The following is a 12,605-nucleotide window of genomic DNA, read 5'->3' on the forward strand; positions in this document are numbered from 1 at the left end:
GATGAGCGAGACGAAGAGTGCCGGGGCGCCGGCCACCGCCGCCCGCCGGTCGCGGACCCTGCTGGTCAGCTTCCTCGGCGCAGTGGTGCGGCCGCTGGGCGACTGGATGCCGATCGCCGGCGCCGTGGAGCTGCTCGGGCAGGCCGGGCTGGACGCGGCGAGCGTGCGGACCGCCGTCTTCCGGCTCAAGAAGCGCGGCTGGCTGGAGTCGCAGACCCGCTCCGGCCAGCGCGGCTACGCCCTGACCCCGGCCGCCCTGGAATCCCTGGCGGCCGGCGACGAGGTCATCTGGCACGCCCGCCAGCCCGCCGACCTCGGCGACGGCTGGTGCCTGGTCAACTTCTCCGTCCCCGAATCCGCCCGCGCCGTCCGCCACCAGCTGACCGCCCACCTCAGCTCCCTCGGCTTCGGCAACATCGGCTCCGCCGTCTGGATCGCCCCGGCCCGGATGCTCCCGGCCGCCCGCCGCGCCATAGCCGAACTCGACCTCACCGAACACTGCGCCGTCTTCGTCGGCGACTACGTCGGCGGCCAGCAGCTCACCACCACCGTCCGCAACGGCTGGGACCTCGCCGAAATCGACCGCCGCTACCGCGAGTTCATCACCGAGCACGGCGGTGCGACGCCCTCCGCCTCCGGCGACCCGGATTCCTTCGTCCGCTACCTCTCGGTGGTCGACCACTGGCGCAAACTGCCCTTCCGCGACCCCGGACTCCCGCCCGAAGTCCTCACCGCGGACTGGAACGGCCCCGCCGCCGTCCGCCTCTTCGAGCACCTGGTCGCCACCCTGGAGCCCGGCGCCCTCGCCCACGCGGCCCAGTACTGGCCCCGGTGAGCTCGAGGGCTACCGGATGGGCGGGTGGGTCCTGACCGGCGGGACGTCGACGCAGCTGGTGCCGCCGTTGTAGTGGAAGCAGTACTGGCGCGAGACGGTGGAGAGCCGGCCCTCCTCGTCGGTCTGGGCGGCGGCCTCGCGCTCGGGGCCGTGGGTGACGGTGACGCCGAAGCCGGCCAGGCGTTCCTGGAGTTGGGGGAAGGTCAAGGCGCTGCCGCCGTGGGAGGCGGCGAGCTGGCTGGCGAGGGCGGCCGCGGCCAGGACGGCGGGCTCGGCCACCTCGGGGGACGGGTCTCCGCCGTGGATCGCCTTCCAGAGGGCGAGGATCCAGGCGACGTCGAGCTCGTGCAGGGACAACTCTCTGTTCAGTGCCATGGGCCAGGTATAGGACCTCCGGGCCGACGGGCGATGGCGACGCACACGAACCATCGGCCCGCACAGCCCGTTCGGCCGAACGCCGCCGGCCCTCGGCGGGGATCAGGTCTCGCGCCGCGGGTGGTACTGGTCGGCCGGGAGGCCGAAGGTCCAGGCCACGCCCTCGCGGGCGGTGCGGGTCTGCGGGGGCACCCGGAGCCAGTAGGTGCGGGAGGTGCCGTCGGGCTCGGGGGTGGAGTTGAGCACCTCGACCATCACCACGGGCTCGTCGTCGGGGAGTTGGATCCGCCAGAGGGTGCCGGTCTCGTCCCGGTGGAGCGGTTCGGCGGCGGAGTCGGCGAGGTAGCGCTCGTAGCCGTAGTGCTCCAGCATCACGCGGCGCAGCTCGGCGTTCTCCTCGGCCCGGATCCGCTCCGGGGTGAGGCCGCCGAGGGTGGCGAGGAAATCGGCGGGCACCGGCATGCCGTGCCAGGCGTGCAGCGCGAAGCCGTCCGGGTAGGCCAGGGCCGGGCCGTCGGCGCGGTCGAGCCGGCCGGCCTCGTCGCGGTGCAGTTCGGTGGGCCGTTCGGTGAGCAGCACGACCCGCTCGTACGGCCACCACCAGCCGACCGACCGAGCGAGCTCGGCGAGCGGTTCGAGTCCGGCGTCCAGCTCCTCGGCGGCGTCGAAGGCCGCCAGCCAGGGCGCGTCGTGCTGCCCCAACACCGCTTCGAGCAGCGCGAGTTGGATGACGCCGACCGCCGCTGCCGTCCGCTCGCGCAGCTCGGGCTCGGCGCCGGCGCCCAACTCGCCCGCCCCGTGCAGCTCTTCGGCGACGGCGCCCCGGATGCGGCCGGCCAACGCCTGGCTGGAGGGCCAGAGTTCGCCACCGGTCAGCGACCAGAGCTCGGCCCAGCCGAGGGCGCCGAGCCGGCCGTGGGTCCGCGTCCGGGCCCGTTCCCAGGGCCGGGTGCGGACCGCTTCGCGGACACCGACCCCGGGGTCCGCGGCGGCTGCGTGCTCGGCGAGGCGGGCGGCGACCCGGGCCAGCTGCGGCTCGACCCGCGCCCAGGGGAGGCAGTCGCGCAGCCGCTCGGCGCAGCCGGTGAGCAGCAGCGCGGCGAGCGCGCCCTGGAGCGGCGAGTCCAGCCAGACCACGGCCGCGGGCTCGGCCAGTCCGGCGGCCCGGTAGGCGGCGCGGACGGCCTGTTCGGCGGTGGCGCGGTCGGCGGGCCCGGTCTGGACGGCGACCTGGCGCCAGTGGCCGATCACCTCGCCCGGGGGTCGGGGGGCCAGGGGGCGGGCGCCGAGCTGGGTCACTTGGGGTTCCTCTCAAGGGAGCTGGATCATCGGGAGGGGTACGGCAGGGGCGCGACAGGCCGTCAGTCGGAGACGACGCGCACCGCGCCCGGCAGGTACTCGCGCTGGCGGACCACGCGGTACCAGCCCTTGGGGAGCGGGATCGCCGCGTGCTCCTCGTGCACCACCCTGCCGCCCTCGGGGAGGTGGAGCCAGGCGGTGGCGAACGGGCCCGGCTCGCGCAGGAGTTCACCGGGGCCGACCACCGCGTGGGCGTGGCCGGTGACCTCGCCGAGGGCCAGCACCAGCCGGCCGCGCGGGTCGCGGGGCCGGCGGGTGAGGCCGTGGTCCGAGGCCGGGGCGGCCTCCTTCGGGACCGGCACGATCAGGACGTCTCCCTGGCGGTACACCTGGGTCCTCCTCCACTGCGCGGGCGGGCTCTCCGCCTGCATCGGGAAACCTAGGGTCCGGGTCAGACAATCAGGCCGTCAGCTGATAGACATGGCCGCCACGATCAGGCGTGAGAAGGAGACGAGGGGCATCGAGGCATGAGCGTCGAGGAGCATCTGAAGGAATTCCACGGGCTGCCCGTGGTCGGCTTCCCGAGCCCCAAGGAGGACCGCCCGCTGCCGGATGCCGCCGAGGCGGCCTGGCGGATCGCGGTGGACGAGGAGTGGGGGCCGGGCTACCAGCGCCTCCTCCTGGAGAGCTTCGAGCAGAAGTGGCAGCGGTTCCTGGCCACCGTCGACACCGGCCGGGTGCGCGCCCTGGTCGTGGGCGAGTGGTCGGAGTACTTCGCCGTCCCCGCCGAGAAGATCGTGCGCCTGCTGGTCGACTCGGCCGAGCGACTGCCCGCGCTGCGCGCGGTCTTCTTCGGCGACCTGATCCGCGAGGAGTCCGACCTCGCGTACATCGAGCTCTGCGACCTCGCCCCGCTCGCCGAGGCGTACCCGCTGCTGGAGGAGCTCGGCGGACGCGGCGTCGACGTCTTCACCCCGGTCAGGCACTCGGCGCTGCGCACCCTGCGCTTCGAGTCGGGCGGGCTGCCGCGCGCCGTGCTGACCGGCGTGCTGACCAGCGAACTCCCCGCCCTGGAGAGCCTCAACCTCTGGCTGGGCGTCGACGAGTACGGCGGCGACATCACCCTGCCCGACCTCGCCCCACTGCTGGCCGGCGGGCTCTTCCCGAAGCTGCGCCACCTCGGCCTGGAGGACAGCGAACTCCAGGACGAGATCGCCACCGCCATCGCCGCCGCCCCCGTGGTGGCCCGGCTGGAGAGCCTCAGCCTCGCCCTGGGCACCCTCACCGACGAGGGCGCGGCAGCCCTGCTGGCCGGCCAGCCGCTCACCCACCTCACCTCGCTCGACCTGCACCACCACTACCTCACCGAGGCGACGAGCGAGCGGCTCCGGGCCGCCCTGCCGGGGGTGGCAGTGCGGCTGGACGAGCCCCAGGAGGCCGAGGAGGACGAGGACGACGGCGAGATCTGGCGGTACGTCGCCTTCTCCGAGTAGTCGACGAGCAGCCGCCGAGCGGCGGACGGCCGAGGCCGCAGCCCGCTGTCCGTATTGTCGGTCCGGACTGATACACCAGTACTCTCCGCACCGCCGCAGGTGCGGGCGAAAATCCACCAGGAGAGGCGCCATGGCGATCAGCCAGCATCTGACGGAGTTCCACCGGCTCCCGGTCTTCGACCTGTTCCCCGAGGACGGGGAGGCCGGGGAGCACCCGGCGGCCGAGGCGGTGGCCTGGCGGGTCGGGCTGCACTACGACGCCGAGGGCAGCTTCGCCGAGCGCTGGGCCGAGTTCCTGGAGCTGGTGGACACCGAGCGGGTGAAGGCGGTGGTGATCGGGCCGTGGTTCAGTGAGGACTACGTCCCGCTGACCGAGTCGCTGGCCGTCGTGGTGGCGAGCGCGCACCGGCTGCCCCGGCTCGAGGCGCTGTTCATCGGGGACGTGACCTTCGAGCAGTGCGAGCTCTCCTGGCTCCAGATGTGCGACGTGACACCGGTGCTGCAGCAGTTCCCGCAGCTCACCGAGCTGGTGGTGCGCGGTGCCTCCGGCGACTACGACGGCAAGGAGGGGCTGGCGCTCAGCCCGGTGCGGCACCAGAAGCTGAAGGCGCTGCGCTTCGAGGCGGGCGGGCTGCCCGCCGAGGTGGTGCGGGCGGTCGGCGGCAGCGACTTCCCGGCGCTGGAGCGGCTCGAGCTCTGGCTCGGCACCTCCGACTACGGCGGCGACTCCACGGTGGCCGATCTGGCGCCGTTCCTGGACGGGTCGCGGCTGCCCGCGCTGCGCCACCTCGGGCTGGAGAACAGCGAGTTGGAGGACGAGATCGCCGCCGCCGTGGCCTCCGCCCCGGTGGTGGCCCGGCTGGAGAGCCTCAGCCTGGCCATGGGCGTGCTCACCGACCAGGGCGCCGAGGCGCTGCTGGCCGGCCAGCCGCTCACCCACCTCACCTCGCTCGACCTGCACCACCACTTCCTCACCGACCCGATGATCGACCGGCTCCGCGCCGCCCTGCCCGGTGTCACCGTCGACCTCACCGAGCGCGAGGACCCGAGCGACGACTGGCGCTACATCGCCAACGGCGAGTGAGGATCCCGCCCCGATGACCCGACTCCCCTCCCCGCCGCCCCACTTCACGGTGGTCGGCCATGCCGGCCACCGCCGGGTGGCGCTGTTCGCCGAGGCGGCCCGGGCGGCCGGGCTGGCCGAGCCCACCGTGCTGCCCTGGCTGGACGTGCTGCGCGGCACGTACCGGCTCACGCCCGGCACGTGGGTGCGGCTGGACTCGCCCGGGGAGGACGAGACGGTCGACCGGCTGCTGCGCGGGCCCGCGCTGGGCGCGGGGTACGCGCCGACCAGGGTCGAGGGCGGGGCGGCCTGGTACGCGGGGCTGCGGGCCGCGCTGGAGGGGCTCGCGGCGGCCGTCCGGGCCACGCCGGGGGCGGTGCTGCTCGGCGATCCGGGCGAGATCGCCACCATGTTCGACAAGCGCGCCACCCACCGGCTGCTCGACGCGGCCGGGGTGCCGGTGCCCGCCGCGCTCGACCAGTCGGCCGGGCCGGTGCTCGGCTGGGCCGACCTCCGGGAGCGGCTGGCGGCGGCCGGGCTGCCCCGGGTCTTCGTCAAACCGGCGCACGGCTCCTCGGCCAGCGGGGTGCTGGCCCTGGAGTTCGGCCCGCGCGGGCAGGTCCAGGCCACCACCTCGGCCGAGCTGGTCGGCGGCGAGCTGCACAACTCGCTCCGCGTGCGCCGCCACCGAGCCGAGCCGGAGATCGCCGCGATCGTCGACCGGCTGGCGCCGGACGGCGTGCAGGTCGAGCGCTGGATCCCCAAGGCCTCCCAGGGCGGCCGGGCGGCCGACCTGCGGGTGGTGGTGGTCGCCGGCCGGGCCACCCATGCCGTGGTGCGCACCAGCCGCAGCCCGATGACCAACCTCCACCTGGGCGGCGCCCGGGGCGATCTCGCCCTCGCCGTCGAGACGGCCGGCGCGCACTGGCCCGAGCTGCTCGTCGTCTGCGAGCGGGCCGCCGCCTGCTTCCCCCGCTCCCCCATGGTCGGTGTCGACCTGCTGCCGGCCACCGGCTGGCGCCGCTCGCACATCGGCGAGGTCAACGCCTTCGGCGACCTGCTGCCCCGGCTGACCGGCCTGCCCGGCTCGCCCGCCGAGGGCCTGGACACCCACCGGGCGCAGCTCGCCGCCCTTCTCCACCCACCGAGGACCCCAGCACCGTGACAGACCAGCACCACGACACGTCCGAGATACCCGACATGAACGCGGTGGTCGGCAGCCACCACCTGCTCCTGCTGACCCTGGACACGCTCCGCTACGACGTGGCCCAGGAGCTGGCCGAGGCCGGCCGGATCCCGCACCTCGCGGCCCTGCTGCCCGGTGGGCGCTGGGAGCGCCGGCACACCCCGGGCAGCTTCACCTACGCCGCGCACCAGGCGATGCTGGCCGGCTTCCTGCCCACCCCGGCCGACCCGGGCGGCCCGCACCCGCGGCTGTTCGCGGCCCGGTTCGCCGGTTCGGAGACCACCGAGCCGCGCACCTGGGTCTTCGACACGCCCGACCTGCCCTCGGCGCTGGCCGCCGCCGGGTACCGGACGGTCTGCATCGGCGGGGTCGGCTTCTTCAACAAGCAGGGGCCGCTCGGCTCGGTGCTGCCGGGGATGTTCCAGGAGAGCCACTGGGAGCCCGAGTTCGGCGTCCCCTCGCCCACCTCCTTCGAGGCCCAGGTGGCCCGGGCCGAACAGGTGGCGGCCGAGCACGCCGCCACCCGGCCGCTCTTCCTGCTGCTCAACGTCTCCGCCCTGCACCAGCCCAACTGGTTCCACCTGCCCGGCGCCACCCGCGCGGACGGCGACTCCCGGGCCAGCCACGCGGCGGCCCTGGAGTACGTGGACCGGCACATCCCCCGGCTGCTCGCCGCGATGAGCCGGCGCCTGCCGTGCTTCGCCGTCATCTGCTCCGACCACGGCACGGCCTACGGGGAGGACGGCTACACCGGCCACCGGATCGGCCACGAGGTGGTCTGGACCGTCCCGTACGCCCAGGTCACCGTCCCGGCCGCCGGCGAGACCGCCGGGGCCACCGCTCCGGCCGGCGAGGAGAGCGCCCGATGACCAGCCTGCTGCCCCTCACCACCGCCGTCCCGGCCGCCGGTTCGCCGTACCAGTCGTACGTCTACGCCTACCCGCACAAGACGGCCTACCGCCCGCTGCGCCCGCGCCCCGAGCTGCGCGAGCTCTGGGCGGGCGAGCCGCAGCACGCGCTCTCGCTCTACCTGCACATCCCGTTCTGCGAGGTGCGCTGCGGGTTCTGCAACCTTTTCACCCGGATCGGCAGCCCCGAGGGCCTGACCACCGCCTACCTGGACGCCCTCGACCGGCAGGCCGCCACCGTCCGGGAGGCGCTGGACGGCGGGGCCCGGTTCGCGCTGGCGGCCTTCGGCGGCGGCACCCCGACCTACCTGACGGCCGGTGAGCTGGAGCGGCTCTGCGACATCGCCGAGCACCGGCTGGGCGCCGACCTGCGGGCCGTCCCGCTCTCGGTGGAGGCCTCGCCGGACACCGCCACGGCCGACCGGCTGCGGGTGCTGGCCGAGCGCGGCACCACCCGGCTGAGCCTGGGCGTGCAGTCCTTCCTCGACGAGGAGGCCCGCTCGGCCGTCCGCCCGCAGAAGCGGGCCGCGGTGGAGGCGGCGCTCGGCCGGGTCCGCGAGGCCGGGTTCCCGGTGCTCAACATCGACCTGATCTACGGCATCGACGGGCAGACCGAGGCCAGTTGGCTCCGCTCGCTGGACGCGGCGCTGGCCTGGCAGCCCGAGGAGCTCTACCTCTACCCGCTGTACGTCCGCCCGCTCACCGGCCTGGCCCGCCGGGCCGCCGAGGCCACCCCGGCCGGCTGGGACGAGCAGCGGCTGCGGCTCTACCGGGCCGGGCGGGACCACCTGCTCGGGCAGGGGTACCAGCAGGTCTCGATGCGGATGTTCCGCCGGGCCGGTTCGCCCGAGGCCGGCAGCAGCGAGTACAGCTGCCAGACCGACGGCATGGTCGGGCTCGGCTGCGGCGCGCGCTCGTACACCTCGCGGCTGCACTACTCCTTCGACTACGCGGTGGACGCCCGGGAGGTGCGCGGCATCATCGACGCGTACGTGGCCACCACCGACTTCTCCCGGGCCGAGGTGGGCCGGGCGATGACCCCGGACGAATCCCGGCGGCGGCACCTGATCCAGTCGCTGCTCCAGGCCGAGGGGCTCGACCTGGCCGACTACCGGCGCCGCTTCGGCACCGAGGCGGTCGCGGACTTCGCGGCCGAGCTGGCCCCGCTGAGCGACCGACTGGCCTTCACCGAAGACCGGCTGACCCTCACCCCCGAGGGCCTGGCGCACTCCGACGCGATCGGCCCCGCCCTCTTCTCCGACTCCGTCCGGGCCGACATGGCCTCCTACCAGCTCCGCTGAGGCCGCGATGACCGTCCAGCACCTGGGCCTGCCCGCCTTCCGCCCGCCGGCCGCCGCACCGCTCGACCTCACCTTCCTCTACCGCGGCCCGCTCTCCTCCTGCGACTACGACTGCCCCTACTGCCCGTTCGCCAAGCGGCGCGACGCCCCGGAGCAACTCCGGGGCGATCGGGCGGCGTTGGCGCGGTTCACGGACTGGGTGGCGGGCACCGGGGACACCGTCTCGGTGCTGTTCACGCCCTGGGGCGAGGGGTTGGTGCGGTCCTGGTACCGGGAGGCCATGGTGCGGCTGAGCCGGCTGCCGCAGGTGCGGCGGGTGGCCATCCAGACCAACCTCAGCTGCCGCACCGACTGGCTGGCCGAGGCCGACCTCAACGCCCTGGCCCTCTGGGTCACCTACCACCCCGGCCAGGTCGGCCACGAGCGCTTCCTGGCCAAGTGCCGCGAGCTCACCGCCCTCGGTGTCCGCCACAGCGTCGGCGTGGTCGGCCAGCCCGAACACCTCGACGCCGCCCGGCAGTTGCGCGCCGACCTGCCCTCCTCCACCTACCTCTGGATCAACGCCGCCGAGGGCCTCACCTACACCGACGCCGAGGCCGCCGACTGGTCCGCCCTCGACCCCCTCTTCTCCTACAGCCGCCACCCCCACCCCAGCGCCGGCCACCCCTGCCGCACCGGCGACTCCGTCCTCTCCGTGGACGGCGACGGCACCGTCCGCCGCTGCCACTTCGTCAAGGCCCCCCTGGGCAACCTCTACGACGATTCCTTCCGCGCCGCCCTCACCCCCCGCCCCTGCCCCCTCGGCGTCTGCGACTGCCACATCGGCTACGTCCACCTGGAGACCCTCCCGCTCTACGAGACCTTCGGGGCAGGGGTGTTGGAGCGTGTCCCGGCCGACTGGCCGAACCGGGAACAGGCCCTCAAGGCTTGACGGCCATGGATTCGACCAGCCGACGCTGTGCCTGGAGGTCCAAGGCTTGGTCGGCGGTGAGCTCGTACTGCTCCAGCACCTCCAGCTCGGCAAGGGCAGCTTCCGGCTCCCCTCGGTACGCGACGATCACGGCTCGTTGAGACCGCAGTCCGATGACCTGTTCAAGAAGGGCCAGCTGGGTGGTGAGTGGCAACAAGTCCCTGTCGATCAGTTGCAACGCCTCGTCGACCGCACCGATCTCCAGCAAGTTGTCCACCGCGTCCTGACCGGCAGCGACCATCGATCGCCACGCCCCGGAGAGGTAGTAGAACTTCATGGCATGCATCGCCGCCAAGCCATAGGAGGCATTCAGGTGCCGACAGCAGACCACGTACAGGAACAGGCAGTCGGCGAGGTGCTTGCAGTCTTCCACCCAGCTGCCCACCGACTCCACCAGCGCTCGGGTCTCCTCGGCACTCGCACCCACCACATCCTCGACGTCCAACCCGAAGTGTTCGTAGTAGTCCGCAGCCACCTCCAGCGCTTCGCGACCGGCCTCCGCATACCGGCCCGCGTACAGCAAGCCCGTCGCATAGGTGTAGCGAACGATGCGTTCGACCTGTTTCGAACTCGTGCGTGAAAGTGCGTCACCGTACCTGCACCGCAGTTCCTCCACATCCCCTTCTTCACCGGCCGCGGTCAGCAGGCGTAGTGCGAGCGTCCCACTCTCCCATTCGTCGAGGTCGGCTCCGTCCGCCAACTCCCTAAGCAGGCCGACCGCGGCGGCGTGGCCGGCCCGGTCCTTGATGCCGTGGCACCAAGTCGCAAGAGCATTGGCTGCCCGGAATCGGTGACTGGTGCCCTCCTGCTCGTCAGCTGCGATCGCTCCGAGGATCCCTCGTAGCTCGTCCGGCAGACCGATCTCCTGGAAATGCTCCTCCCCGGCGATCTCCACCAAGACGTCCACCTTGCCCAGCTGAGCCTGCAGCCGGAGCCAGCGCCCGAAGCGCCGGATGTCCCGGGTCGCACTCAGCCCCTCCTCCAACAGCTCGGCGAGCTTGCACCGCACGGCAGCCGACTGCTCAGGCAGCAGCTGCTCGAACTCCTCAGCCGCCACCGTGCCCGCCGAGTCGTGGAGCTTCACCCGGCCGTCACCGAAGGTCTGTGCGAGGCCGCTGCCGACCAGCTCCCGCACGGCTCGGGCCAAGATCGTAGGTGTGCCCTTAACCAACGCGGCCGCGAGCTGCTGCGCCTCCACCATCGTGAGCGGCACGGCAGCATCCGCCAGCACTGCCGCCACTTGGCGGGCAGCGCCGCTGAGACCGGCAAAGGCGTACCCGATCAGGATGTCCTGCGCCGTCGTCGTGAGGTGCAAGCGCTCCCGCAGCGCAGCGCAGAATGCCCGGGCGTCCCTCCCGTACGAATCCCGCGTCAGCTGAGCCGCTCCCGCGACGAACAGTGGGAGGCCGCCGGTGAGCTCCACCACCAGGCGGGCCGTCGGATGATCGAGAGCGCACCCGGCTCCGGCAAACACCGCGGCCACGGTGTCCTCGTCCCACCCCTCCAGGGTCTCGGCGGGTCTCCCCAGGTACGCCTCCAACGGGCGCTGGCCCTCCCAGGGCCGGGCCAGCAGGACGAAGCGAAGGCAGGACGCGGTGTCCACCAAGGCCCTGAGGTCCGCGTGGTCCAGGCGGTGCACGTTGTCCAGGACCACCGTCACCCGCGCTGCGGGATCCACCCTCCGATTGACCGCGGCCAGCAGCTCCAACGCGGTGCCGCTCGGCAGCATCGCCGCCTCGACCGGGCGTCCGGGACTCGACAGGAGCCGCGCGGACAGCTCACGCGCCAGCGAGGAGGGCACCGCGGCGGGCGGTAGATCGCCCACGTCGAAGTACACCGGAGTACCGCCGCAGTGCGCTGCCGCCCGGCCCGCCCAGGTGCTCTTGCCGGCGCCGGCGAGACCGACGATCAGTCGGACGCGGCCCTCGCCGTCGGCGGGCGGTTCCGACCGGTGGGGATGGCAGATCCCGGGGACCGCAGGAAACGCCTGCAGCTGCTCGACGAACTGTTCGAACAGATCAGGAAGTTCGTCAACCGTGATCTGATGCTCGCCCGCCCCGGCCGCCAGGTGCTGGATGTGCGCGGCCAGCTTCGCGACGAGCGTCTGCGGCGCGAGCGAGCCGAAGGGCACACTCGCGGCCCGCGCCGTGCACCAGCGCAACGCCTCGGCCAAGTCGACCCAGGCCGGCGGCAGCCCGAGCACCGGCCGAGGGCCGCCCGGCCAGTGGATCGCCACGTCCTGCGGCCAGTCCGGCCGCTTGGCCATCGCGGCAAGCTTCCGACCCGGTTCGACGTTGGCGACCAGCACGAGGAACGGCTCCCCGGCCCGGCGTCCTGCGGCATGCTCAGCCCGGACGGCTGCGAAGCCTTCGACCGCCGTCCTGACATCCGCCCACTGCAGCGGGTGGGCCCTGGTCTTGATCTGGAGATAGCCGCGGCGCTCCGGCCAGGCGACCTCGATGTCCTCGTCCCGCTCGCAGGCGAGCACCCGGGCTCCCGTGTCCACCATGGCGAGCAGACAGGCTACGGCGTACAGGTGCTGGTAGAGGAACCCTCGGTGCACCGCCTCGATCCGGTTCAGCTGCAGCGGGTCGAGCACCGGTCCCAGTCGGCTTTCCATGCCCTTGTTCTGATCAATCGTCACCAACTGACCTCCTCTGTTGGATCATCAGTCTTCCAATCCCTTCCCATCTCCTGGAGCACTCGTTGAACACGAGCACCATCAACCGCGCCACCCGCTTCGCCGCCGTCTACGCCCTGCTCAGGGCCTCGGCGGACGTCGCCGACCACTGGATCCAGACCGACCACCAAGCCGCCACCAAGGGACAGCAGGACGGCGTGCCCGGGCAGTCGACAGCAGCCGGCCGGCGGAGCTGCGCCGCCCACGTGGCCACCTACACCGCCGCTCAGGCGGCCACCGTCCTGGTCGCCGACCGCGTGCTCGGTCTCGGTCTGCGCCCCTCCCGGGTGGCGGCTGCGCTGCTGCTCTCCGCCGCCAGCCACTACGTGGCCGACCGCCGGGTACCGCTGCGGCGTCTGGCCAAGGCCACCAAGGGCGGCCGCTTCGTCGAGCTCGCCGACCACGGCATGAACGGCGCCTACCTGCTGGACCAGGCTTGGCACCACGCGTTCGAGACCTGTGCGGCGGTGATAGCGTCCGGCTGACCGGCCACGG

The 12,605-nt window shown here is 73.3% G+C and carries 12 protein-coding genes; 8 read left to right on the forward strand and 4 right to left on the reverse strand.

Going from position 1 to position 12,605, the window contains the following annotated elements; genetic code table 11:
• The first annotated feature begins 1 nt into the window (after position 1).
• Complete coding sequence (locus tag CFP65_RS06955; protein WP_254552267.1) at positions 2-835, forward strand: PaaX family transcriptional regulator C-terminal domain-containing protein; 834 nt, start codon at positions 2-4, stop codon at positions 833-835.
• A gap of 9 nt (positions 836-844) precedes the next feature.
• On the opposite strand, the gene CFP65_RS06960 is transcribed toward CFP65_RS06955, so the two are convergent.
• From CFP65_RS06960 to CFP65_RS06970, 3 genes are all read right to left on the reverse strand, one after another.
• Positions 845-1,210: a hypothetical protein gene (locus CFP65_RS06960; protein WP_158702069.1), complete on the reverse strand. Its 366-nt coding sequence runs from the start codon at positions 1,208-1,210 to the stop codon at positions 845-847.
• Between the two features lie 102 nt (positions 1,211-1,312).
• Positions 1,313-2,509, reverse strand: a complete 1,197-nt coding sequence (locus CFP65_RS06965) for a DUF6745 domain-containing protein (protein WP_371682376.1) — start codon at positions 2,507-2,509, stop codon at positions 1,313-1,315.
• Between the two features lie 62 nt (positions 2,510-2,571).
• On the reverse strand, positions 2,572-2,898 hold the full coding sequence (locus CFP65_RS06970; RefSeq protein ID WP_104815260.1) for a hypothetical protein: 327 nt from the start codon (positions 2,896-2,898) through the stop codon (positions 2,572-2,574).
• Between the two features lie 138 nt (positions 2,899-3,036).
• Between CFP65_RS06970 and CFP65_RS06975 the strand changes: the two genes are divergently transcribed.
• The 6 genes from CFP65_RS06975 to CFP65_RS07000 all read left to right on the forward strand — a co-directional run bounded on the left by CFP65_RS06975 (position 3,037) and on the right by CFP65_RS07000 (position 9,391).
• Positions 3,037-4,002 carry an STM4015 family protein gene (locus tag CFP65_RS06975; protein WP_104815261.1) on the forward strand — a complete coding sequence of 322 codons (966 nt, stop codon included), beginning with the start codon at positions 3,037-3,039 and terminating at the stop codon, positions 4,000-4,002.
• Positions 4,003-4,132: 130 nt separating this feature from the next.
• Positions 4,133-5,086 carry an STM4015 family protein gene (locus CFP65_RS06980; protein ID WP_104815262.1) on the forward strand — a complete coding sequence of 318 codons (954 nt, stop codon included), beginning with the start codon at positions 4,133-4,135 and terminating at the stop codon, positions 5,084-5,086.
• Between the two features lie 13 nt (positions 5,087-5,099).
• A complete protein-coding gene (locus CFP65_RS06985) occupies positions 5,100-6,230 on the forward strand; it encodes an STM4014 family protein (RefSeq protein ID WP_104815263.1) in 1,131 nt (376 codons plus the stop codon).
• A gap of 35 nt (positions 6,231-6,265) precedes the next feature.
• Positions 6,266-7,120 (forward strand): STM4013/SEN3800 family hydrolase, encoded by an 855-nt coding sequence (locus CFP65_RS06990; RefSeq protein ID WP_104820700.1) that lies wholly within the window; start codon positions 6,266-6,268, stop codon positions 7,118-7,120.
• Positions 7,117-8,460 carry an STM4012 family radical SAM protein gene (locus CFP65_RS06995; RefSeq protein WP_104815264.1) on the forward strand — a complete coding sequence of 448 codons (1,344 nt, stop codon included), beginning with the start codon at positions 7,117-7,119 and terminating at the stop codon, positions 8,458-8,460. Before CFP65_RS06990 ends, CFP65_RS06995 begins: the two co-directional genes overlap by 4 nt.
• A gap of 7 nt (positions 8,461-8,467) precedes the next feature.
• Positions 8,468-9,391 carry an STM4011 family radical SAM protein gene (locus CFP65_RS07000; RefSeq protein ID WP_104815265.1) on the forward strand — a complete coding sequence of 308 codons (924 nt, stop codon included), beginning with the start codon at positions 8,468-8,470 and terminating at the stop codon, positions 9,389-9,391.
• Here CFP65_RS07000 and CFP65_RS07005 read toward each other — a convergent pair.
• Positions 9,381-12,074 carry a hypothetical protein gene (locus tag CFP65_RS07005; protein WP_104815266.1) on the reverse strand — a complete coding sequence of 898 codons (2,694 nt, stop codon included), beginning with the start codon at positions 12,072-12,074 and terminating at the stop codon, positions 9,381-9,383. The two genes, CFP65_RS07000 and CFP65_RS07005, sit on opposite strands and share 11 nt — an antisense overlap.
• Before the next feature lie 62 nt (positions 12,075-12,136).
• On the opposite strand from CFP65_RS07005, the gene CFP65_RS07010 reads away from it, so the two are divergent.
• On the forward strand, positions 12,137-12,595 hold the full coding sequence (locus CFP65_RS07010) for a hypothetical protein (protein ID WP_104815267.1): 459 nt from the start codon (positions 12,137-12,139) through the stop codon (positions 12,593-12,595).
• Positions 12,596-12,605 lie beyond the last annotated feature (10 nt).

This window comes from Kitasatospora sp. MMS16-BH015, from assembly GCF_002943525.1.
Classification (GTDB): Bacteria; Actinomycetota; Actinomycetes; order Streptomycetales; family Streptomycetaceae; genus Kitasatospora.

Bases quoted from the DNA above. Each gene is read 5' to 3' on its own strand.
- CFP65_RS06955 (WP_254552267.1), top strand. From the start codon at position 2: ATGAGCGAGACGAAGAGTGCCGGGGCGCCGGCCACCGCCGCCCGCCGG.
- CFP65_RS06960 (WP_158702069.1), bottom strand. From the start codon at position 1,210: ATGGCACTGAACAGAGAGTTGTCCCTGCACGAGCTCGACGTCGCCTGG.
- CFP65_RS06975 (WP_104815261.1), top strand. From the start codon at position 3,037: ATGAGCGTCGAGGAGCATCTGAAGGAATTCCACGGGCTGCCCGTGGTC.
- CFP65_RS06980 (WP_104815262.1), top strand. From the start codon at position 4,133: ATGGCGATCAGCCAGCATCTGACGGAGTTCCACCGGCTCCCGGTCTTC.
- CFP65_RS06985 (WP_104815263.1), top strand. From the start codon at position 5,100: ATGACCCGACTCCCCTCCCCGCCGCCCCACTTCACGGTGGTCGGCCAT.
- CFP65_RS06990 (WP_104820700.1), top strand. From the start codon at position 6,266: ATGAACGCGGTGGTCGGCAGCCACCACCTGCTCCTGCTGACCCTGGAC.
- CFP65_RS06995 (WP_104815264.1), top strand. From the start codon at position 7,117: ATGACCAGCCTGCTGCCCCTCACCACCGCCGTCCCGGCCGCCGGTTCG.
- CFP65_RS07000 (WP_104815265.1), top strand. From the start codon at position 8,468: ATGACCGTCCAGCACCTGGGCCTGCCCGCCTTCCGCCCGCCGGCCGCC.